General features: G+C 63.2%; 15 protein-coding genes. 9 read left to right on the top strand and 6 right to left on the bottom strand.

Annotation, left to right across the window (positions count from 1 at the left end):
• Nucleotides 1-16: 16 nt before the first annotated feature.
• Genes fmt through ACSSU5_RS10815 form a run of 4 tightly spaced genes read left to right on the top strand, consistent with a single transcriptional unit; the run spans nucleotide 17 to nucleotide 3979 of the window.
• The gene (gene fmt / locus ACSSU5_RS10830) at nucleotides 17-949 is read left to right on the top strand and encodes a methionyl-tRNA formyltransferase (protein WP_264310906.1); all 933 of its coding nucleotides are present in this window, start codon (nucleotides 17-19) and stop codon (nucleotides 947-949) included.
• A complete protein-coding gene (gene rsmB, locus ACSSU5_RS10825; RefSeq protein WP_492561138.1) occupies nucleotides 946-2256 on the top strand; it encodes a 16S rRNA (cytosine(967)-C(5))-methyltransferase RsmB in 1311 nt (436 codons plus the stop codon). Before fmt ends, rsmB begins: the two co-directional genes overlap by 4 nt.
• Before the next feature lie 23 nt (nucleotides 2257-2279).
• Nucleotides 2280-3653, top strand: coding sequence for a Trk system potassium transporter TrkA (trkA, locus tag ACSSU5_RS10820; protein ID WP_033702460.1), 1374 nt, complete (start codon nucleotides 2280-2282; stop codon nucleotides 3651-3653).
• 11 nt (nucleotides 3654-3664) lie between these two features.
• Nucleotides 3665-3979, top strand: a complete 315-nt coding sequence (locus ACSSU5_RS10815; RefSeq protein ID WP_492561137.1) for a tetratricopeptide repeat protein — start codon at nucleotides 3665-3667, stop codon at nucleotides 3977-3979.
• 111 nt (nucleotides 3980-4090) lie between these two features.
• On the opposite strand, the gene ACSSU5_RS10810 is transcribed toward ACSSU5_RS10815, so the two are convergent.
• Both ACSSU5_RS10810 and ACSSU5_RS10805 read right to left on the bottom strand, forming a co-directional pair.
• Nucleotides 4091-4978, bottom strand: coding sequence for a lysophospholipid acyltransferase (locus tag ACSSU5_RS10810; RefSeq protein ID WP_492561136.1), 888 nt, complete (start codon nucleotides 4976-4978; stop codon nucleotides 4091-4093).
• Nucleotides 4979-5019: 41 nt separating this feature from the next.
• Nucleotides 5020-5571 carry a DNA-3-methyladenine glycosylase I gene (locus ACSSU5_RS10805; protein WP_264310910.1) on the bottom strand — a complete coding sequence of 184 codons (552 nt, stop codon included), beginning with the start codon at nucleotides 5569-5571 and terminating at the stop codon, nucleotides 5020-5022.
• 83 nt (nucleotides 5572-5654) lie between these two features.
• Between ACSSU5_RS10805 and glyQ the strand changes: the two genes are divergently transcribed.
• The 4 genes from glyQ to ACSSU5_RS10785 are packed head-to-tail and all read left to right on the top strand — an operon-like array spanning nucleotide 5655 to nucleotide 10012.
• Nucleotides 5655-6602 (top strand): glycine--tRNA ligase subunit alpha, encoded by a 948-nt coding sequence (gene glyQ, locus ACSSU5_RS10800; protein WP_012312032.1) that lies wholly within the window; start codon nucleotides 5655-5657, stop codon nucleotides 6600-6602.
• Nucleotides 6599-8650 (top strand): glycine--tRNA ligase subunit beta, encoded by a 2052-nt coding sequence (gene glyS / locus ACSSU5_RS10795; protein WP_492561135.1) that lies wholly within the window; start codon nucleotides 6599-6601, stop codon nucleotides 8648-8650. Before glyQ ends, glyS begins: the two co-directional genes overlap by 4 nt.
• A 3-nt stretch (nucleotides 8651-8653) precedes the next feature.
• A complete protein-coding gene (gene gmhB / locus ACSSU5_RS10790) occupies nucleotides 8654-9181 on the top strand; it encodes a D-glycero-beta-D-manno-heptose 1,7-bisphosphate 7-phosphatase (RefSeq protein ID WP_264310912.1) in 528 nt (175 codons plus the stop codon).
• 60 nt (nucleotides 9182-9241) lie between these two features.
• Nucleotides 9242-10012, top strand: coding sequence for a lysophospholipid acyltransferase family protein (locus ACSSU5_RS10785; RefSeq protein WP_264310913.1), 771 nt, complete (start codon nucleotides 9242-9244; stop codon nucleotides 10010-10012).
• Nucleotides 10013-10191: 179 nt separating this feature from the next.
• On the opposite strand, the gene ACSSU5_RS10780 is transcribed toward ACSSU5_RS10785, so the two are convergent.
• Together ACSSU5_RS10780 and ACSSU5_RS10775 are read right to left on the bottom strand one after the other, a co-directional pair.
• On the bottom strand, nucleotides 10192-11811 hold the full coding sequence (locus tag ACSSU5_RS10780; RefSeq protein ID WP_264310914.1) for an MFS transporter: 1620 nt from the start codon (nucleotides 11809-11811) through the stop codon (nucleotides 10192-10194).
• Nucleotides 11812-11908: 97 nt separating this feature from the next.
• A complete protein-coding gene (locus ACSSU5_RS10775; protein WP_492561134.1) occupies nucleotides 11909-13555 on the bottom strand; it encodes a GMC family oxidoreductase in 1647 nt (548 codons plus the stop codon).
• A 170-nt stretch (nucleotides 13556-13725) separates the two neighbouring features.
• Here ACSSU5_RS10775 and ACSSU5_RS10770 point away from each other — a divergent pair, with 170 nt between their 5' ends.
• Nucleotides 13726-14613 carry a LysR family transcriptional regulator gene (locus ACSSU5_RS10770; RefSeq protein ID WP_264310916.1) on the top strand — a complete coding sequence of 296 codons (888 nt, stop codon included), beginning with the start codon at nucleotides 13726-13728 and terminating at the stop codon, nucleotides 14611-14613.
• Here the strand turns inward: ACSSU5_RS10770 and ACSSU5_RS10765 are convergent.
• On the bottom strand, nucleotides 14602-15420 hold the full coding sequence (locus ACSSU5_RS10765) for a sulfite exporter TauE/SafE family protein (RefSeq protein WP_264310917.1): 819 nt from the start codon (nucleotides 15418-15420) through the stop codon (nucleotides 14602-14604). The two genes, ACSSU5_RS10770 and ACSSU5_RS10765, sit on opposite strands and share 12 nt — an antisense overlap.
• Nucleotides 15417-16697 (bottom strand): NAD(P)/FAD-dependent oxidoreductase, encoded by a 1281-nt coding sequence (locus tag ACSSU5_RS10760; RefSeq protein ID WP_492561133.1) that lies wholly within the window; start codon nucleotides 16695-16697, stop codon nucleotides 15417-15419. Before ACSSU5_RS10760 ends, ACSSU5_RS10765 begins: the two co-directional genes overlap by 4 nt.
• Nucleotides 16698-16728: the final 31 nt, after the last annotated feature.

Genomic DNA, 16728 nt, shown 5'->3' with positions numbered 1-16728 from the left:
TTGCAGCGAGAACTCCATGCGCATCGTCTTCGCAGGCACTCCAGAGTTTGCCGCCGAACACCTCAAGGCACTGCTCGACAGCCCCTATGAGATCGTGGCCGTCTACACCCAGCCGGACCGCCCAGCAGGCCGTGGCCAGAAGCTGATGCCAAGTGCGGTCAAAGCACTGGCCGTGGCCCATGACATCCCGGTGTTCCAGCCGCAAACCCTGCGTAACGCCGATGCCCAGGCCGAACTGGCCGCGCTGAAGCCGGACCTGATGGTGGTGGTCGCCTATGGCCTGATCCTGCCGCAGGTGGTGCTGGATATCCCGCGTCTGGGCTGCATCAACAGCCACGCCTCGCTGCTGCCACGCTGGCGCGGTGCAGCGCCGATCCAGCGCGCCGTGGAAGCCGGCGACGCCGAGAGCGGCGTGACCGTGATGCGCATGGAAGCAGGCCTGGACACCGGCCCGATGCTGCTCAAGGTAGTCACCCCAATCAGCGCCGAAGACACCGGCGGCACCCTGCACGACCGCCTCGCCGAAATGGGCCCACCTGCGGTCATACAGGCCATCGCCGGCCTTGCCGACGGCTCGCTGCAGGGTGAAATCCAGGACGACGCCCTGGCCACCTATGCTCACAAGCTGAACAAAGACGAAGCGCGCATCGACTGGAGCCGCCCAGCGGTAGAGCTGGAGCGCCTGGTCCGTGCCTTCAACCCGTGGCCGGTGTGCCACAGCACCCTGGACGGCGAAAGCGTGAAGGTGCTGGCCGCCAAGTTGTCCACAGGCAACGGCGCCCCTGGCGAAATCCTGTCTGCCAGCAAGGAGGGCCTGGTGGTCGCCTGCGGTGACCAGGCATTGAGCCTGACCCGCCTGCAACTGCCGGGCGGCAAGGCCCTGAACTTCAGCGACCTGTTCAACAGCCGCCGCGAGAAGTTCGCCAACGGCAAGGTGCTCGGCCAATGAACCCACGCCTGGCCGCCGCCCGTGCCTTGGCCGCTGTGCTCAGCGGCAAGGCCTCGCTGAACAGCTCGTTGCCGGCGCAACTGGACAAGGTCGACGAACGCGACCGTGGCCTGACCCAGGACCTGGCCTTCGGCACCGCCCGCTGGCAGCCGCGCCTCGACCTGCTCGCCGCGCAGTTGCTGCAAAAGCCGTTCAAAGCCGCCGATGCCGATGTGCAAGCGCTGCTGCTGGTCGGCCTGTACCAGCTGTTCTACACGCGCATCCCGGCGCACGCCGCCATCGGCGAAACCGTTGGCTGTGCCGATAAACTGAAAAAGTCGTGGGCCAAGGGCTTGCTCAATGCCGTGCTGCGTCGCGCCCAACGCGAAGGCGAAGCGCTGCTCGCCGGCATGGAGCGCGACCCGGTGGTGCGCACTGCCCACCCGCGCTGGCTGCAAAAATCGCTGAAGGCCTTCTGGCCCGAGCAATGGGAAGCCATCTGCGCCGCCAACAACGCCCACCCGCCAATGATTTTGCGGGTCAACCGCCGCCGCCACAGCCGCGAGGCCTACCTGGCCTTGCTGGCTGAGGCCGGCGTTGGCGCCAGCGCTTGCCAGTACAGCCGTGACGGCATCGTGCTGAATGAGGCCTGCGATGTGCGCAGCCTGCCTGGCTTTGCCGAGGGTTGGGTGAGCGTGCAGGACGAAGCCGCGCAGCTTTGCGCCGACCTGCTCGACCTGGCCCCCGGCCAACGCGTGCTCGACGCCTGCTGCGCCCCAGGTGGCAAGACCTGCCACCTGCTCGAAGCCGAGGCCGGCCTGGCGCATGTGGTGGCCATTGACCTTGAGGCCAAGCGCCTGACCCGCGTGCGCGAGAACCTCGATCGCCTGCAACTGGACGCCGAACTGATCGCCTGCGATGCACGCGACACCGCCAGCTGGTGGGACGGCAAAACGTTCCAACGCATCCTGCTCGACGCCCCGTGCTCGGCCACCGGTGTGATCCGCCGCCACCCGGACATCAAGCTGACCCGTCAGGCCGACGACATCCCGGCCCTGGCCACGCTGCAAGGCGAGTTGCTCGATGCCCTGTGGCCGACCCTGGAAGTGGGCGGCATGCTGCTGTATGCCACCTGTTCCAGCTTGCCGACCGAGAACACCGAGGTGATCGAGGCCTTCCTCGCCCGCACCCCGGGCGCCCGTGAGCTGGACCTGGCCACCGAGGCCGGCCTGCGCCAGCCACATGGCCGCCAGTTGCTGGCCCAGGAAGGCGGCCACGACGGTTTCTACTATGCCAAGCTGATCAAGATCGCCGCGTCACGCGGATAAGCACAACGGTTAGGGAGTAGCGGATGAAGATCATCATCCTCGGCGCAGGGCAGGTGGGCGGTACGCTGGCAGAACACCTGGCCAGCGAGGCCAACGACATCACCGTGGTCGACACCGACGGCGAGCGCCTGCGCGACCTCGGCGACCGCCTGGACATCCGCACGGTGCAAGGCCGCGGCTCGCTGCCAACGGTGCTGCGCCAGGCCGGCGCCGATGACGCCGACATGCTGGTGGCGGTGACCAACAGTGACGAGACCAATATGGTGGCCTGCCAGGTCGCCTACTCACTGTTCCACACCCCGACCAAGATCGCCCGGGTACGTGAATCGGCCTACCTCACCCGCGAAGAGCTGTTCCACAACGACCACATCCCGGTGGACGTGCTGATCAGCCCCGAACAGGTGGTGACCAACTACATCAAGCGCCTGATCGAGCACCCAGGCTCACTGCAGGTGATCGACTTCGCCGAAGGCAAGGCGCAGCTGGTGGCGGTCAAGGCGTACTACGGCGGCCCGCTGGTGGGCCAGCAACTGCGCCAGATTCGCGCGCACATGCCCAACGTCGATACCCGCGTGGCAGCAATTTTCCGCCGTGATCGGCCGATCACCCCACGCGGCGACACCGTGATCGAAGCCGATGACGAAGTGTTTTTCATCGCCGCGAAAAAAGACATTCGCGCCGTGATGGGCGAGCTGCGGCGCATCGACGAGACCAACAAACGCGTGGTCATCGCCGGTGGCGGGCAGATCGGCGAGCGCCTGGCGGAGGCCATCGAAAGCCGCTATCAGGTGAAGATCATCGAGATGAACCCGGCGCGTTGCCGTCACCTCTCCGATACCCTGGAAAGCACCGTGGTGCTGCAGGGCAGTGCGTCGGACAAGGACTTGATGCTCGAAGAGAACATCGCCGACGCCGACATTTTCCTGGCCCTGACCAACGACGATGAGGCCAACATCATGTCGTCGCTGTTGGCCAAGCGCCTGGGCGCACGCAAGGTGATGACCATCATCAACAACCCGGCCTATGTCGACCTGGTGCAGGGTGGTGAAATCGACATCGCCATCAGCCCCCAGTTGGCCACCATCGGCACGTTGCTGGCCCACGTGCGACGTGGCGATATCGTCAGCGTCCACTCCCTGCGCCGCGGCGCCGCCGAGGCTATCGAGGCCGTGGCGCACGGCGATTCGAAGTCGAGCAAGGTAGTTGGCAAGGCCATCGAAGACATTGCCCTGCCGCCAGGCACCACCATCGGCGCGATCATTCGCGACGAAGAGGTGATGATTGCCCACGACGACACGATGATCGCGTCGGGTGACCACGTGATTCTGTTCGTTGTGGATAAAAAGCACATTCGGGATGTGGAGAAGCTGTTCCACGTCGGCTTGAGTTTCTTCTAGGGGAAGAGGGCATGCGCGAATCGCTGGAGAAGATGCTGGCCAAGGGTGTGGATAACCCGCTGCTGAGGTTCGGCCTGGGCAAGGCTTGGCTGGACGAGGGCAATGGCGCTGAAGCGGCGGTGCACCTGGCGCGCTGCGTGGAGCAGGATCCGAAGTATTCGGCGGCTTGGAAGTTGCTGGGTAAGGCGTATCAGTTGCAGGGTGATGTGGCGGCGGCGCGCCAGGCCTGGGAGGACGGGATCGTGGCGGCGCAGGCCCATGGGGACAAGCAGGCCGAGAAAGAGATGGCGGTGTTCCTCAAGAAGCTCAACAAAACTTCAAGCTGACGCCGCCCCTGTGGGAGCGGGCTTGCCCGCGAACACCGGCAAAGCCGGTGCCATGTTCCGCGGTGCCTTCTTCGCGGGCAAGCCCGCTCCCACAGGGAAATGGTGAAAGACTCAGTACCAGCGCGCTTCGCCGGCGGGCCGCTTCTTGAAGCGCTTCATGCTCCACATGTACTGGCTCGGGTACTCGCGCACATACCGCTCGACCACCTTGCTCATGGCCGCCGCCGACTCAGTCACATCCGTGCTGTACATCGCCTCCGGCGCCGCCTCCAGAATCACCCGGAACCCAGACCCATCCGGCAGCCGCAGGGCATGCAGGAACACCCCCACCGCCTTGCCACCGGCCAACATGTTCGGCACGAACTTGCTGGTCAGCGCCTGGGTCCCCAGAAACGGCACGAACACCCCGGCCGACTCTGCCGGCTCCGGGTCGGCAGGAATCCCCACCTGGCCACCGCGGCGCACTTCCTTGATCACACTGAGGATGCCTTCCTTGGTCGAAGGCGCCACCCGGTTGCCCATCTGCACGCGCTGTTCACGCAGCAAATCATCCACAGCTTTCAGCTTCGGCGGACGGTAGAAGATGATCGGTTTGCACTGGTTGCAATAGAAGTGGTTAAGCACCTCCCAATTACCCAGGTGGCTAGTGATACCCACTACGCCCTTGCCCGAGGCCAGGGCCTGCTCCAGCACTTCCAGGCCGTGCACTTCCTTGACCAGCTCCAGCGAACGCTGCGGCGGCCAGATCCAGGCACAGGCACTCTCGACAAAGGACTTGCCGATATCTCTCAGCGCGTGGCCGACCAATTGCTCACGCTCGGCCGGGTCCATCTCCGGGAAGCACTTGGCCAGGTTGATACGCACGACGTTGCGCGAACCGTTGGGGATTTTCCACATCAGCCAGCCGATCCCGGCACCGACGCGCTGCACCGCGCCCCAGGGCAGCTTGGCGAACAGTCGAAGCACCCCGACCATCAGGGCGCCCTTGAACTTTTCCACAGGCGAATTCCTTATTTCAGCAAGGCGCGCATTGTAACCCTTCAACGCGCCAAGGCGGCGTAGCGATCACAATCGGTGGTGTGGTCCATGACCATGCCGGTGGCCTGCATGAAGGCGTAGCAGATGGTCGGGCCAACAAAGGTGAAGCCGGCTTTTTGCAGGGCTTTGCTCATCGCCTTGGCCTCATCGGTGACCGCCGGCACATCGCTGCGGCCCGTGAAATGGTTGACCTTGGGCGCGCCGCCCACGAACGACCAGAGCCACTCGGCCGGGTTATCCACAGCCAGCCAGGCCTGGGCGTTGCGCCGGGCAGCCTTGAGCTTAAGGCGGTTACGGATAATGCCGGCGTCGAGCATCAATTCTTCGATCCGTTCATCGCTCATCTGCGCCAATTTCACCGGATCGAAGCCGTGCATGACCTCGCGATAACGCTCGCGTTTACGCAAAACCGTGATCCATGAAAGTCCCGCTTGGAACCCTTCGAGCAAAAGCATCTCGAACAGCAACGCCGGATCACGCTGCGGTGCTCCCCATTCCTGGTCATGGTAGGCCTGGTACAACGGATCGTCGGTACACCAAAAGCAGCGTGGCATAAGGCTCCAATGAGTAGAGGGCGAGGCGAATCAGGTTATACTCCCGCTCTTTACATCCGCATCCCCAGATACAGGTGAATTTCGTGAGCCAGCCTACGCCAGCCGTGCGTACCTTCCAAGACCTGATCCTCGCCCTGCAGAACTACTGGGCAGCTCAAGGTTGTGTGGTGCTTCAGCCCTACGATATGGAAGTAGGCGCCGGCACTTTCCATACCGCCACGTTCCTGCGCGCCGTCGGCCCAGAGACCTGGAACGCCGCCTACGTGCAGCCTAGCCGTCGCCCTGCCGACGGGCGGTATGGCGAAAACCCAAACCGCCTGCAGCACTACTACCAGTTCCAGGTAGTGCTCAAGCCGAACCCGGCCAACTTCCAGGAGCTGTACCTCGGCTCGCTGAAAGCCATTGGCCTGGATCCGCTGGTCCACGATATCCGTTTCGTCGAAGACAACTGGGAATCGCCGACCCTTGGCGCCTGGGGCCTGGGCTGGGAAATCTGGCTCAACGGCATGGAGGTGACCCAGTTCACCTACTTCCAGCAAGTGGGCGGCATCGAGTGCTACCCGGTCACCGGTGAAATCACCTATGGCCTGGAGCGCCTGGCCATGTACATCCAGGGTGTCGACTCGGTCTACGACCTGGTCTGGGCCGATGGCCCGTTCGGCAAGGTTACCTACGGCGATGTGTTCCACCAGAACGAAGTGGAGCAGTCGACCTACAACTTCGAGCACGCCAACGTCGAGAAACTGTTCGAGCTGTTCGACTTCTACGAAAGCGAAGCCAACCGCCTGATCAAGCTGGACCTGCCGCTGCCGACTTACGAAATGGTCCTGAAGGCCTCGCACACCTTCAACCTGCTCGACGCGCGCCGCGCTATTTCGGTGACCGAGCGCCAGCGTTACATCCTGCGCGTACGTACCCTGGCCCGGGACGTGGCGCAAAGCTATCTGCAAGCCCGCGCACGCCTGGGCTTCCCGATGGCCACCCCTGAACTGCGTGACGAAGTGTTGGCTAAGCTGGAGGCTGCACAATGAGTGCTCAAGATTTCCTGGTAGAACTGGGCACCGAAGAGCTGCCACCCAAGGCCCTCGCCAGCCTGGGCGACGCCTTCCTGGCTGGTATCGAGAAAGGCCTGCAGGCCGCTGGCCTGAACTACGCCAGCAAGTCGGTATACGCCGCACCGCGTCGCCTGGCGGTACTGATTCGCCAGCTCGACGTGCAGCAGCCTGACCGCAGCATCAACATCGACGGCCCGCCCTTGCAGGCTGCTTTCAAAGACGGTGAGCCGACCCAAGCTGCCTTGGGCTTTGCCAAGAAGTGCGGTGTAGAGCTGTCGGAAATCGACCAGAGCGGCGCCAAGCTGCGTTTCTCCCAGCACATCCCGGGCAAGTCCACTACCAGCCTGCTGCCGACCATCGTCGAAGACTCGCTCAACGACCTGCCGATCCCCAAGCGCATGCGCTGGGGCGCCAGCCGCGAAGAGTTCGTGCGCCCGACCCAGTGGCTGGTGATGCTGCTCGGCGACCAGGTCGTCGATTGCACCATCCTCGCCCAGCAGGCTGGCCGTGAGTCCCGTGGCCACCGCTTCCATCACCCGGAGAACGTGGTCATCACCACCCCGGCCAACTACGTCGAAGACCTGCGCAAAGCCTACGTGCTGGCCGACTTCGCCGAGCGCCGTGAGCTGATCGCCAAACGCACCGCAGAACTGGCCCTGCAGCAGGAAGGCAGTGCCATCGTGCCGCCGGCGTTGCTGGACGAAGTGACCGCCCTGGTCGAATGGCCGGTGCCGCTGGTGTGCTCGTTCGAGGAGCGTTTCCTCGACGTGCCGCAAGAAGCCCTGATCACCACCATGCAGGACAACCAGAAGTACTTCTGCCTGCTGGACAGCGAAGGCAAGTTGCTGCCGCGCTTCATCACCGTGGCCAACGTCGAAAGCCGTGACCCGAAGCAGATCATCGAAGGCAACGAAAAGGTCGTGCGCCCACGCCTGACCGACGCCGAGTTCTTCTTCAAGCAAGACAAGAAGCAGCCGCTGGAAACCTTCAACGAGCGCCTCAAGAACGTGGTGTTCCAGGCTCAACTGGGCACCGTCTACGACAAGGCCGAGCGCGTTTCCAGGCTGGCCGCGTTCATTGCCCCGCTGATTGGCGGCGACGCCCAGCGCGCCGCGCGTGCCGGCCTGCTGTCCAAGTGCGACCTGGCCACCGAGATGGTCGGCGAATTCCCTGAAATGCAGGGCGTTGCCGGTTACTACTACGCGCTCAACGATGGCGAGCCGCAAGACGTCGCCATGGCCCTGAACGAGCAGTACATGCCACGCGGCGCTGGCGCTGAGTTGCCAGAGACCGTTACCGGTGCTGCCGTGGCGATCGCCGACAAGCTCGACACCCTGGTCGGCATCTTCGGCATCGGCATGCTGCCTACCGGCAGCAAAGACCCGTACGCCCTGCGCCGCGCCGCGCTCGGCATTCTGCGCATCCTGATCGAGAAGCAACTGGACCTGGACCTGACCGGTGCCGCCGAGTTCGCGGTCAAACAGTTCGGTGCCAAGGTCAAGGCCCCTGGCCTTGCCGAGCAGGTGCTGGAGTTCATCTTCGATCGCCTGCGTGCGCGCTACGAAGACGAAGGCATCGACGTTGCCACCTACCTGTCGGTGCGTGCCCTGAAGCCGGGTTCTGCCCTGGACTTCGACCAGCGCGTGCAGGCGGTGCAGGCCTTCCGCAAACTGCCGGAAGCCGAAGCCCTGGCTGCGGTGAACAAGCGTGTGTCGAACCTGTTGAGCAAAGCCGAAGGCGCCATCGCCGAACAGGTCGAGCCCAAGTACTTCGACAACGCCAACGAGTTCTCCCTGTACTCGGCCATCCAGCAGGCCGACCAGGCCGTGCAACCGATGGCCGCTGCACGTCAGTACAGCGAGTCGCTGGCCCGCCTGGCGGCCCTGCGTGACCCGGTCGACGCCTTCTTCGAGGCGGTGATGGTCAATGCCGAGGACGCCAAGGTCCGCGCCAACCGTTATGCCCTGCTCAGCCGCCTGCGCGGTCTGTTCCTGGGTGTGGCCGACATCTCGCTGCTGGGGTAAGCCTTGAAACTGCTGATTCTCGATCGTGACGGGGTGATCAACTACGACTCCGACGCCTACATCAAGTCGCTGGAGGAGTGGGTCCCCATTCCCGGCTCGGTCGAGGCCATCGCGCAGTTGAGCAAGGCGGGCTGGACGGTGGCCGTGGCCACCAACCAGTCCGGCATCGCCCGCGGCTATTACTCGCTGGATACCCTCGAGGCCATGCACGCGCGCCTGCGTGCGTTGGTGGCCGAGCAGGGCGGCGAAGTGGGCCATATCGTGTATTGCCCGCATGGGCCGGACGAGGGCTGCGCTTGCCGCAAGCCCAAGCCAGGCATGCTGCAGGCAATTGCCGACCATTACCACGCCGACCTGAGCGGCGTATGGTTCGTCGGCGACAGCCAAGGGGACCTTCAGGCCGCCCTGGCCGTCGGTGCACAGCCCGTGCTGGTCAAAACCGGCAAGGGCGAGCGGACCCTGGAAAAAGGCGTCCCTGAAACTACACTGATTTTCGACGATCTGGCAGCTATCGCCAGAGAACTAATTTAAACGGTGCGCCTTCGGGCGCATTTTCTGAGGCGGGCAAGCCCCGCAACGGTACATGCCACTATGTCGATCCTGCAGGCGATCAGAATCTTTCTTTTTTACCTGCTGCTGGGCACCAGTTCGCTGCTGTGGTGCTCCCTGAGCTTCTTTGTCGCGCCATTCTTGTCGTTCCCCAAGCGTTACACGTTCATCAACGTGTACTGGTGCCGTTGCGCGTTATTTTTGACCCGCACCATCCTGGGCATCAATTACAAGATCACCGGCGCCGAGAACGTGCCGAGTGAGCCGTGCGTGATCCTGTCCAACCATCAGAGCACCTGGGAGACCTTCTTCCTTTCCCAGTACTTCTCGCCGCTCAGCCAGGTGCTCAAGCGCGAGCTGCTGTACGTGCCGTTCTTCGGTTGGGCCATGGCCATGCTGCGGCCCATCGCAATCAACCGCGACAACCCCAAGGAAGCCCTGCGCCATGTGGCCAGCAAGGGTGACGAGCTGCTCAAGCAGGGTGTGTGGGTGCTGATCTTCCCGGAAGGTACGCGTGTGCCGTTTGGGACGGTCGGCAAGTTCTCCCGCGGTGGTACCGCATTGGCGGTGAACGCCGGGCTGCCGGTGCTGCCGATCGCGCACAACGCCGGCAAGTTCTGGCCCAAGGCTGGCTGGGGCAAGCGTGCGGGCACCATCGAGGTGGTGATCGGTGAACCGATGTATGCCAACGGCACCGGTCCTCGTGCAATTGCCGAGCTCAATGACCGCGCCGCCGCCTGGAACGAGGCCACGCAAAGGGCCCTGGGTTCGCTGCCGCCGGTGGACGAAAAACCGCAGGAGCAGATTGCCTGACGATCTGTGGATAACTTGTGAGCAATTTTTCCGACACCTGTTTGAAGTATGCAGTAAGTGATTGAATTAGCTGTTTATTTCTTCACATGACAGATTTGCGAAAAACGTGCATAAGTTTTTCAGAGGCATAAAAAAACCGGCGCTTAAGCCGGTTTTTTTGTGGGTGAGCCTAGGGCTCGTCAGACCTTGTCGATATCCACATCCTTGGTTTCTTTCAGGCAGAAGATACCCACTACCAAGCTGATGCCGGTGACCAGCACCGGGTACCACAGCCCATAGAAAATATCCCCGGTATACACCACCAGCGCGAACGACACCGTCGGCAGGAAGCCCCCAAACCAGCCGTTGCCGATGTGATAGGGCAGGGACATCGAGGTATAGCGGATACGGGTCGGGAACAGCTCGACCATCACCGCTGCCAGCGGGCCATACGTCATGGTCGCGATCAGGATCATGGCCACGATCAGCACCACCACCATCACTTGGTTGACCTGCCCAGGGTCAGCCTTGGCTGGGTACCCCGCCTGCTCGATCGCCGAGCGCATGGCAGCCTCGTCGAAGCCATTGATGCTCTTGTCGCCGATGTTGACCACCACCTCGCTGCCCGCCACGCTCACCGAGCTGTAAGGCAGCCCCTGCTTGACCAGGAACGTCTTAACCTTGTCGCACGGGCTGTCGAAACGCGCCTTGCCAACCGGGTCGAACTGGAAGGTGCAGCCCTGCGGGTCGGCGGTCACAACGATCGGCGCCTGGCGGCTGGCTGCGTCGATCTGCGGGTTGGCGTAATGGCTGAGCGCCTTGAACAGCGGGAAGTACAGCACGGTCGCCAGCAGCAGGCCGACCATCAAAATCGGCTTACGCCCGATGCGGTCCGACAGCCAACCGAAGAACACGAAGAACGGCGCGCCGATCACCACACTGATGATCAGCAACGTGTTGGCCTGGGCGGGGTCCATCTTGAGCATCTGGGTCATGAAGAACAGCACGTAGAACTGCGCGGTGTAGAAGGTTACGGCCTGGCCGGCGTTGATGCTGAACAGGGCAGTGAGCACCACCTTGAGGTTCGGCCAGGAGGTGAACGATTCACGGATCGGCGATTTGCTGATCTTGCCCTGAGCCTTCATTTTCACGAAGGCCGGCGACTCGTGCATGCTCATGCGGATCCAGGTGGAGATCGCCAGCAAGAAGATCGACAGCAGGAACGGCAGGCGCCAGCCCCAGGTTTCGAACTGGTCACCACTGATGTAACGGCTACCCAACACGACCAGCAACGACAGCAGCAGCCCGAGCGTGGCGGTGGATTGAATGAAACCGGTATGGAACCCGCGCTTACCGGGTGGCGCATGCTCGGCCACGTAGGTTGCCGCGCCGCCGTACTCGCCCCCCAGCGCCAAGCCTTGCAGCATGCGCAGGATCACCAGGATGATCGGCGCCGCGATACCAATGCTGGCATACGTGGGCAGCAGGCCAACGGCAAAGGTCGAAAGGCCCATCAGCACGATGGTCACCAGGAAGGTGTACTTGCGCCCGATCATGTCGCCTAACCGGCCAAACACCAGCGCACCAAAAGGGCGGACCAAAAAGCCCGCAGCGAAGGCCATCAGCGCAAAGATGAAGGCCGTGGTGTCGTTGACCCCAGCAAAGAACTGCTTGCTGATGACCGCCGCCAGCGCGCCATAGAGAAAAAAGTCATACCACTCGAAAACTGTCCCGAGGGATGACGCGAAAATGATCTTTCGTTCTTCACGACGGCTGGAGCTGCTGGCCGTCGCACCCTGCTCTTGGATGTAATCCGACATCGTTGCTGTCCTCGGCCCACAGGCCACAGTGATTATTCTTTTTGTTCCACTGTCGGCAGCCTCCGACCGCAAGCTGCCGGTGTTGCACGCACCCGGGTCAGGGCGTCGGTATTGCGTCTTCGTTTAGGTAGGTCTGGGTTGCAGCTCCTCTGAGGATAAGTTGCGCGGCCTTCTCGGCGATCATCAGCGTGGGTGAACAGGTATTGCCGGAGGTGATCTGCGGCATGATCGAGGCATCCGCCACCCGCAGGCCGGGTATGCCATGCACCCGCAGTTGGTTATCCACAACATCCAGCGGGCCACTGCCCATGCGGCAGGTACCCACAGGGTGGAAGATGGTGGTGCCGATCTTGCCTGCAGCCTCGAACAAGTCTTCTTCGCTTTGCAGGGCAGCGCCCGGCAGGTATTCCTGTGGGGCGAAAGCCGCAAGGGCAGGGGCCTGGACAATGCGCCGGGTCATACGGATGGCGTCGGCGGCGACACGCAAGTCCTGTGGGTCGCTGAGGTAGTTGGGGTCGATCAGTGGGGCGCTGTGCATATCTGCAGCGCGGATATCGATGCGCCCGCGGCTGACCGGGCGCAGGTTGCACACCGATGCGGTGAATGCCGGGAAGCGGTGCAACGGCTCGCCGAACCGCTCCAGCGACAAGGGCTGCACGTGGTACTGCAGGTTGGCGGTGGCATGCTCGGGGCTGGAGCGCACAAAGGCGCCCAGCTGGCTCGGCGCCATGGCCAGCGGGCCGCTGCGGTCATAGAGATAACGCAGGCCCATGCCCATCTTGCCCCACAGGCTGTTGGCCATCTGGTTAAGGGTGCGAGTGTTGCGAATCTGGTAGATCAGGCGCAATTGCAGGTGGTCCTGCAGGTTGCCGCCGACGCCGGGCATGTCATGCCGTACGCCAATCCCCAGGTCTTCCAGCAGCTTGCGTGGGCCGATGCCCGAACGTTGGAGGATGCCCGGCGAGCCTACGGCACCCGCGCACAGAATAATCTCGCGACGTGCAGCGAACTCATGCCAGGCACCTTGCCAGCGGGCTTTTACCGCACGGGCACGGGTGTTGTTGAGCAACACCTGATCGACTTCCACGCCGGTCAGCACGGTCAGGTTCGGCCGGCTGAGCACGGGCCGCAGAAACGCCTTGGAGGCATTCCAGCGCACACCGCTGCGCTGGTTGACCTGAAAGTATCCACAGCCCTGGTTGTCACCGGTGTTGAAGTCGTCGACCTTGGCGATGCCACTTTGCTCGGCCGCATCGCGGAACGCGTCGAGAATCGGCCAGCTGTAACGCTGGCGCTCGACCCGCCATTCACCGGCAGCGCCATGGTGCTCGCTGTCACCGGCAAAGTGGTTTTCGCTGGCTTTGAACAGTGGCAGTACGTCCTTCCAGGCCCAGCCTGGGTTACCTTGCTCGGCCCAGTGGTCATAGTCGGCCGCCTGGCCGCGCATGTAGATCATGCCGTTGATCGAGGAACAACCGCCAAGCACCTTGCCCCGTGGATAACCCAGGCTACGCCCGCCCAGGCCATGTTGCGCCTCGGTCTTGAAGCACCAGTCGGTGCGCGGGTTGCCAATGCAGTAGAGGTAGCCGACGGGGATGTGGATCCAGGGATAGTTGTCACGGCCACCCGCTTCCAGCAGCAGCACGCGGCAGGAAGGGTCGGCGGACAAGCGATTGGCCAGCAGGCACCCGGCGGGACCGGCGCCTACGACCACGTAGTCGAAGACAGAATCGGCTGATGGCATGTGCAACCTCGCGCCTGATTATTGTTCTTGTCCCGCCCCATCTTATTGATTAATTTCGCTGTGGAAACACGAGATTTCGCGCAGCCGCTGTGCGTTTTAGCACAGCGGCCACCATGGGAAATACACGCGCCTACACAAGGACCGCGTAATCGGGATGCACAGGGATCAGCATGTTCGACTGGAACGATCTGCGGTTTTTCCTAGAGTTGCAGCGCAGCGGCCGCCTGCTAACTGCTGCCAAGCGCCTCAACACCACCCACAGCACGGTCGCCCGGCATATCGAGAGCATCGAGAAAAGCCTGGGCACGCCACTGTTCGTACAGCACGCCCAAGGCTACGACCTGACCCCGTCCGGGCAGGCCCTGCTCAAGCACGCCGAAGCCATGGAAAACGTCGCCTTGCTGGCGCAGGAAGAAATCACCCAGGCCATCACCCCGCTGGGCAAAATCCGCCTTGGCGTGACCGAAGGCATTGGCATCATGTTCTTCACCCCACGCATGAATGCGCTGTTCGAGCGCTACCCAGGCCTTGAGGTGGAACTGGTGGCCGTGCCGCGTTTCGTCAGCATCCTCAACCGCGAGGCCGAAATCAGCATCCACCTGGAGCGGCCCAACGCCGACCTGCTGATCACTCGCAAACTCACTGACTATCGCCTGGCGCTCTACGCAAGCCAAGCTTACCTCGACCGCGCGCCGCCGCTGCGCAACCGCGAAGACCTGGCCCGGCACAGCTGGATCGGCTACGTCGATGACCTGCTGTTCAGCCAGGAGCTGCTGTTTCTCAACAGCTTCTGCCGCGCCCCTAATGTGGCGTTTCGCAGCACCAGCGTGATCGCCCAGCAACAGGCCGCTCGTGCAGGCCTCGGCATTGCCGTGCTGCCCAACTTCATGGCACGCCATGACCCGACGCTGGTGCGTGTGCTGCCCAGCGAAACCATCCAGCGCAGCTATTGGATCTGCACCCGGCGTGAGCTGCACAAGTCGGTGCGCCTGCGGGTAGTGTGGGACTACCTGCTGGCGCTGTGTGCCGCTGAACAGGGCGAATTGCTAGCTCCATAGTGCCTTGCCGGCCAGCAGTAGGGCAGCCAGCCAACCCGCCACGGCAAACATCTGTTGCACGCGCGGCCCTGCCAGCCTGGCCGCCAGGGGCCGCGCCAGCAGCAGGCCGATCACCGCCCCAGCAGCAAAAGGTGCGCCGACCTGCCAGTGCATGACGCCTGCCAGGCTAGCGCTGACCACGCTACCGGTGGATACCAGCGCAATCACCGCCAGCGAGGTGGAGACGATGCTGGCCATGCGCAAATTGGTGTAGCGGTTCAAGGCTGGAATGATCACGAAACCACCGCCCACCCCCAGCAGGCCGGACAACAAACCCGACAGTGCACCGGTCATTGCCAAAGCACGTGCGCAGGGTAGCGTCCAACGCAAGCGCCCTTGCAAGGGGTTGAGCACGCACGGTTCGATGTACCGGTGAGCGTCGTTGGCTGCGCCGCGCAGCTCCCTGGCCGCCTTGCGCCAGATGCGCAGGCAGGCATAGACCAGCACGCCGGCGAATACCAATTGCAGCGGCGTATTAGGCACGCGATGCGCCAGCATCAACCCCAAGGGCGCGACCGCTACGCCGATCAGGGCAATGAACAACGCCGCACGATAGCGCACCAACCCCTGGCGCAACCCCAGCACGGCACCTACGGCTGCAGCCAGGCCCACCGCCAACAGGCCGACCGGCGCCGCTTCGACCATCGACAGGCCAAGGCCGAACACCAGCAGCGGCACCGCGAGAATACCGCCCCCTGCGCCGGTCAATGCCAGCACAGCCCCGATGATCGCCCCCAGCACCGCGCCCAACAGTTGATGTTCGATCACTTCCCAGCCTCGGCTACCAACGGCTGCGGCCGCGCCATCCATTCACGCCCCTTGAGCATGCCTTTCCAGTACAAGGGCGGCAGCACCCGCGCCTTGAGCAGCCAGGCCAGACGCGTCGGCTGTCGGCCATCGAGCAACCAGCGCGGGAAGCTCGGCGCCACCTTACCGCCATACGTGAACTCGGCCAGCACGATCTTGCCGCGCTCGACAGTCAGCGGGCAGGAGCCATAGCCATCGTACATGGCGAGGGTAGGGAGCCTGCCCAACGCCACCAGCACATTGTTGGCCACCACCGGCGCCTGCTTGCGCGCGGCTGCAGCAGTCTTGGCATTGCTGGTGTTGGCCACGTCGCCCAAGGCATGGATGTTGGTGAACTTTCGGTGGCGCAAGGTCTGCGGGTCGACATCGACCCAGCCAGCGGCATCCGCCAGCGGGCTTTCGCGAATGAACTCGGGCGCCACCTGCGGCGGCACCACATGCAGCATGTCGAAGGCCTCGATGCGGGTTTCAGTACTGCCATCGGCCAATGTACGCACGAACGTCGCACGCTTGCCGGGGCCGTCCACCGCCGCCAGGCGGTGGGCGTAGTTGAGGTCTACAGCGTACTTGTCGATATAAGCCATCAGCGCAGGGACGTAGTCGGCCACGCCAAACAGCACGGCACCGGCGTTGAAGAAGCTGGCTTTTACCTGCCCTAGATGACCGTGACGCAACCAATGGTCGCAAGACAGGTAAAGCGCTTTCTGCGGCGCACCGGCGCACTTGATCGGCATCGGCGGCTGGGTGAACAGGGCACGGCCTTGCTTGAGCTTCTGCACCAGTTGCCAGGTGTAAGGGGCCAGGTCGTAGCGGTAGTTGGAGGTCACGCCGTTGCGGCCCAAGGTCTCGCTCAGGCCATCGATAGCCTGCCAGTCGAGTTTCAGGCCTGGGCAAACCACCAGTTGCTCGTAGCTGATGGTGCGGCCACCTTCGAGGACAACGAGCTGGCCCAAGGGGTCGAAGCCCTGCACCCGCGCCTTGATCCACTGCACGCCCCGGGGAATGGTCGAGGCCATGGTGCGCGCCGTGCTCGGCGCCTTGAACACACCTGCGCCGACCATGGTCCAGCCGGGCTGGTAGTAATGCACTTCGGCAGGGTCGATCAGCGCAATATCCAGCGATGGATCACGGCTGATCAGGCTGGACGCCGTGGCGATACCGGCGGCGCCGGCACCGACGATGACCACTTTGTGGTGGTCGCAATTGGAAGCGTTGGTAGGGGACAGCAAGGCAGGCATGGCGGTATTTCCTGGAAATCTCGTTATGGGA

The organism is Pseudomonas sp. E1MeOHC2, assembly GCF_058745025.1.
This window is presented reverse-complemented; position numbering and strand designations above follow the sequence as displayed.

Excerpts from the sequence above, each read along its gene's own strand:
- ACSSU5_RS10760 (WP_492561133.1), bottom strand. The coding sequence starts at position 16,697 with ATGCCTGCCTTGCTGTCCCCTACCAACGCTTCCAATTGCGACCACCAC.
- fmt (WP_264310906.1), top strand. The coding sequence starts at position 17 with ATGCGCATCGTCTTCGCAGGCACTCCAGAGTTTGCCGCCGAACACCTC.
- rsmB (WP_492561138.1), top strand. The coding sequence starts at position 946 with ATGAACCCACGCCTGGCCGCCGCCCGTGCCTTGGCCGCTGTGCTCAGC.
- ACSSU5_RS10780 (WP_264310914.1), bottom strand. The coding sequence starts at position 11,811 with ATGTCGGATTACATCCAAGAGCAGGGTGCGACGGCCAGCAGCTCCAGC.
- ACSSU5_RS10815 (WP_492561137.1), top strand. The coding sequence starts at position 3,665 with ATGCGCGAATCGCTGGAGAAGATGCTGGCCAAGGGTGTGGATAACCCG.
- ACSSU5_RS10805 (WP_264310910.1), bottom strand. The coding sequence starts at position 5,571 with ATGCCACGCTGCTTTTGGTGTACCGACGATCCGTTGTACCAGGCCTAC.
- glyS (WP_492561135.1), top strand. The coding sequence starts at position 6,599 with ATGAGTGCTCAAGATTTCCTGGTAGAACTGGGCACCGAAGAGCTGCCA.
- ACSSU5_RS10775 (WP_492561134.1), bottom strand. The coding sequence starts at position 13,555 with ATGCCATCAGCCGATTCTGTCTTCGACTACGTGGTCGTAGGCGCCGGT.
- ACSSU5_RS10770 (WP_264310916.1), top strand. The coding sequence starts at position 13,726 with ATGTTCGACTGGAACGATCTGCGGTTTTTCCTAGAGTTGCAGCGCAGC.
- trkA (WP_033702460.1), top strand. The coding sequence starts at position 2,280 with ATGAAGATCATCATCCTCGGCGCAGGGCAGGTGGGCGGTACGCTGGCA.
- ACSSU5_RS10785 (WP_264310913.1), top strand. The coding sequence starts at position 9,242 with ATGTCGATCCTGCAGGCGATCAGAATCTTTCTTTTTTACCTGCTGCTG.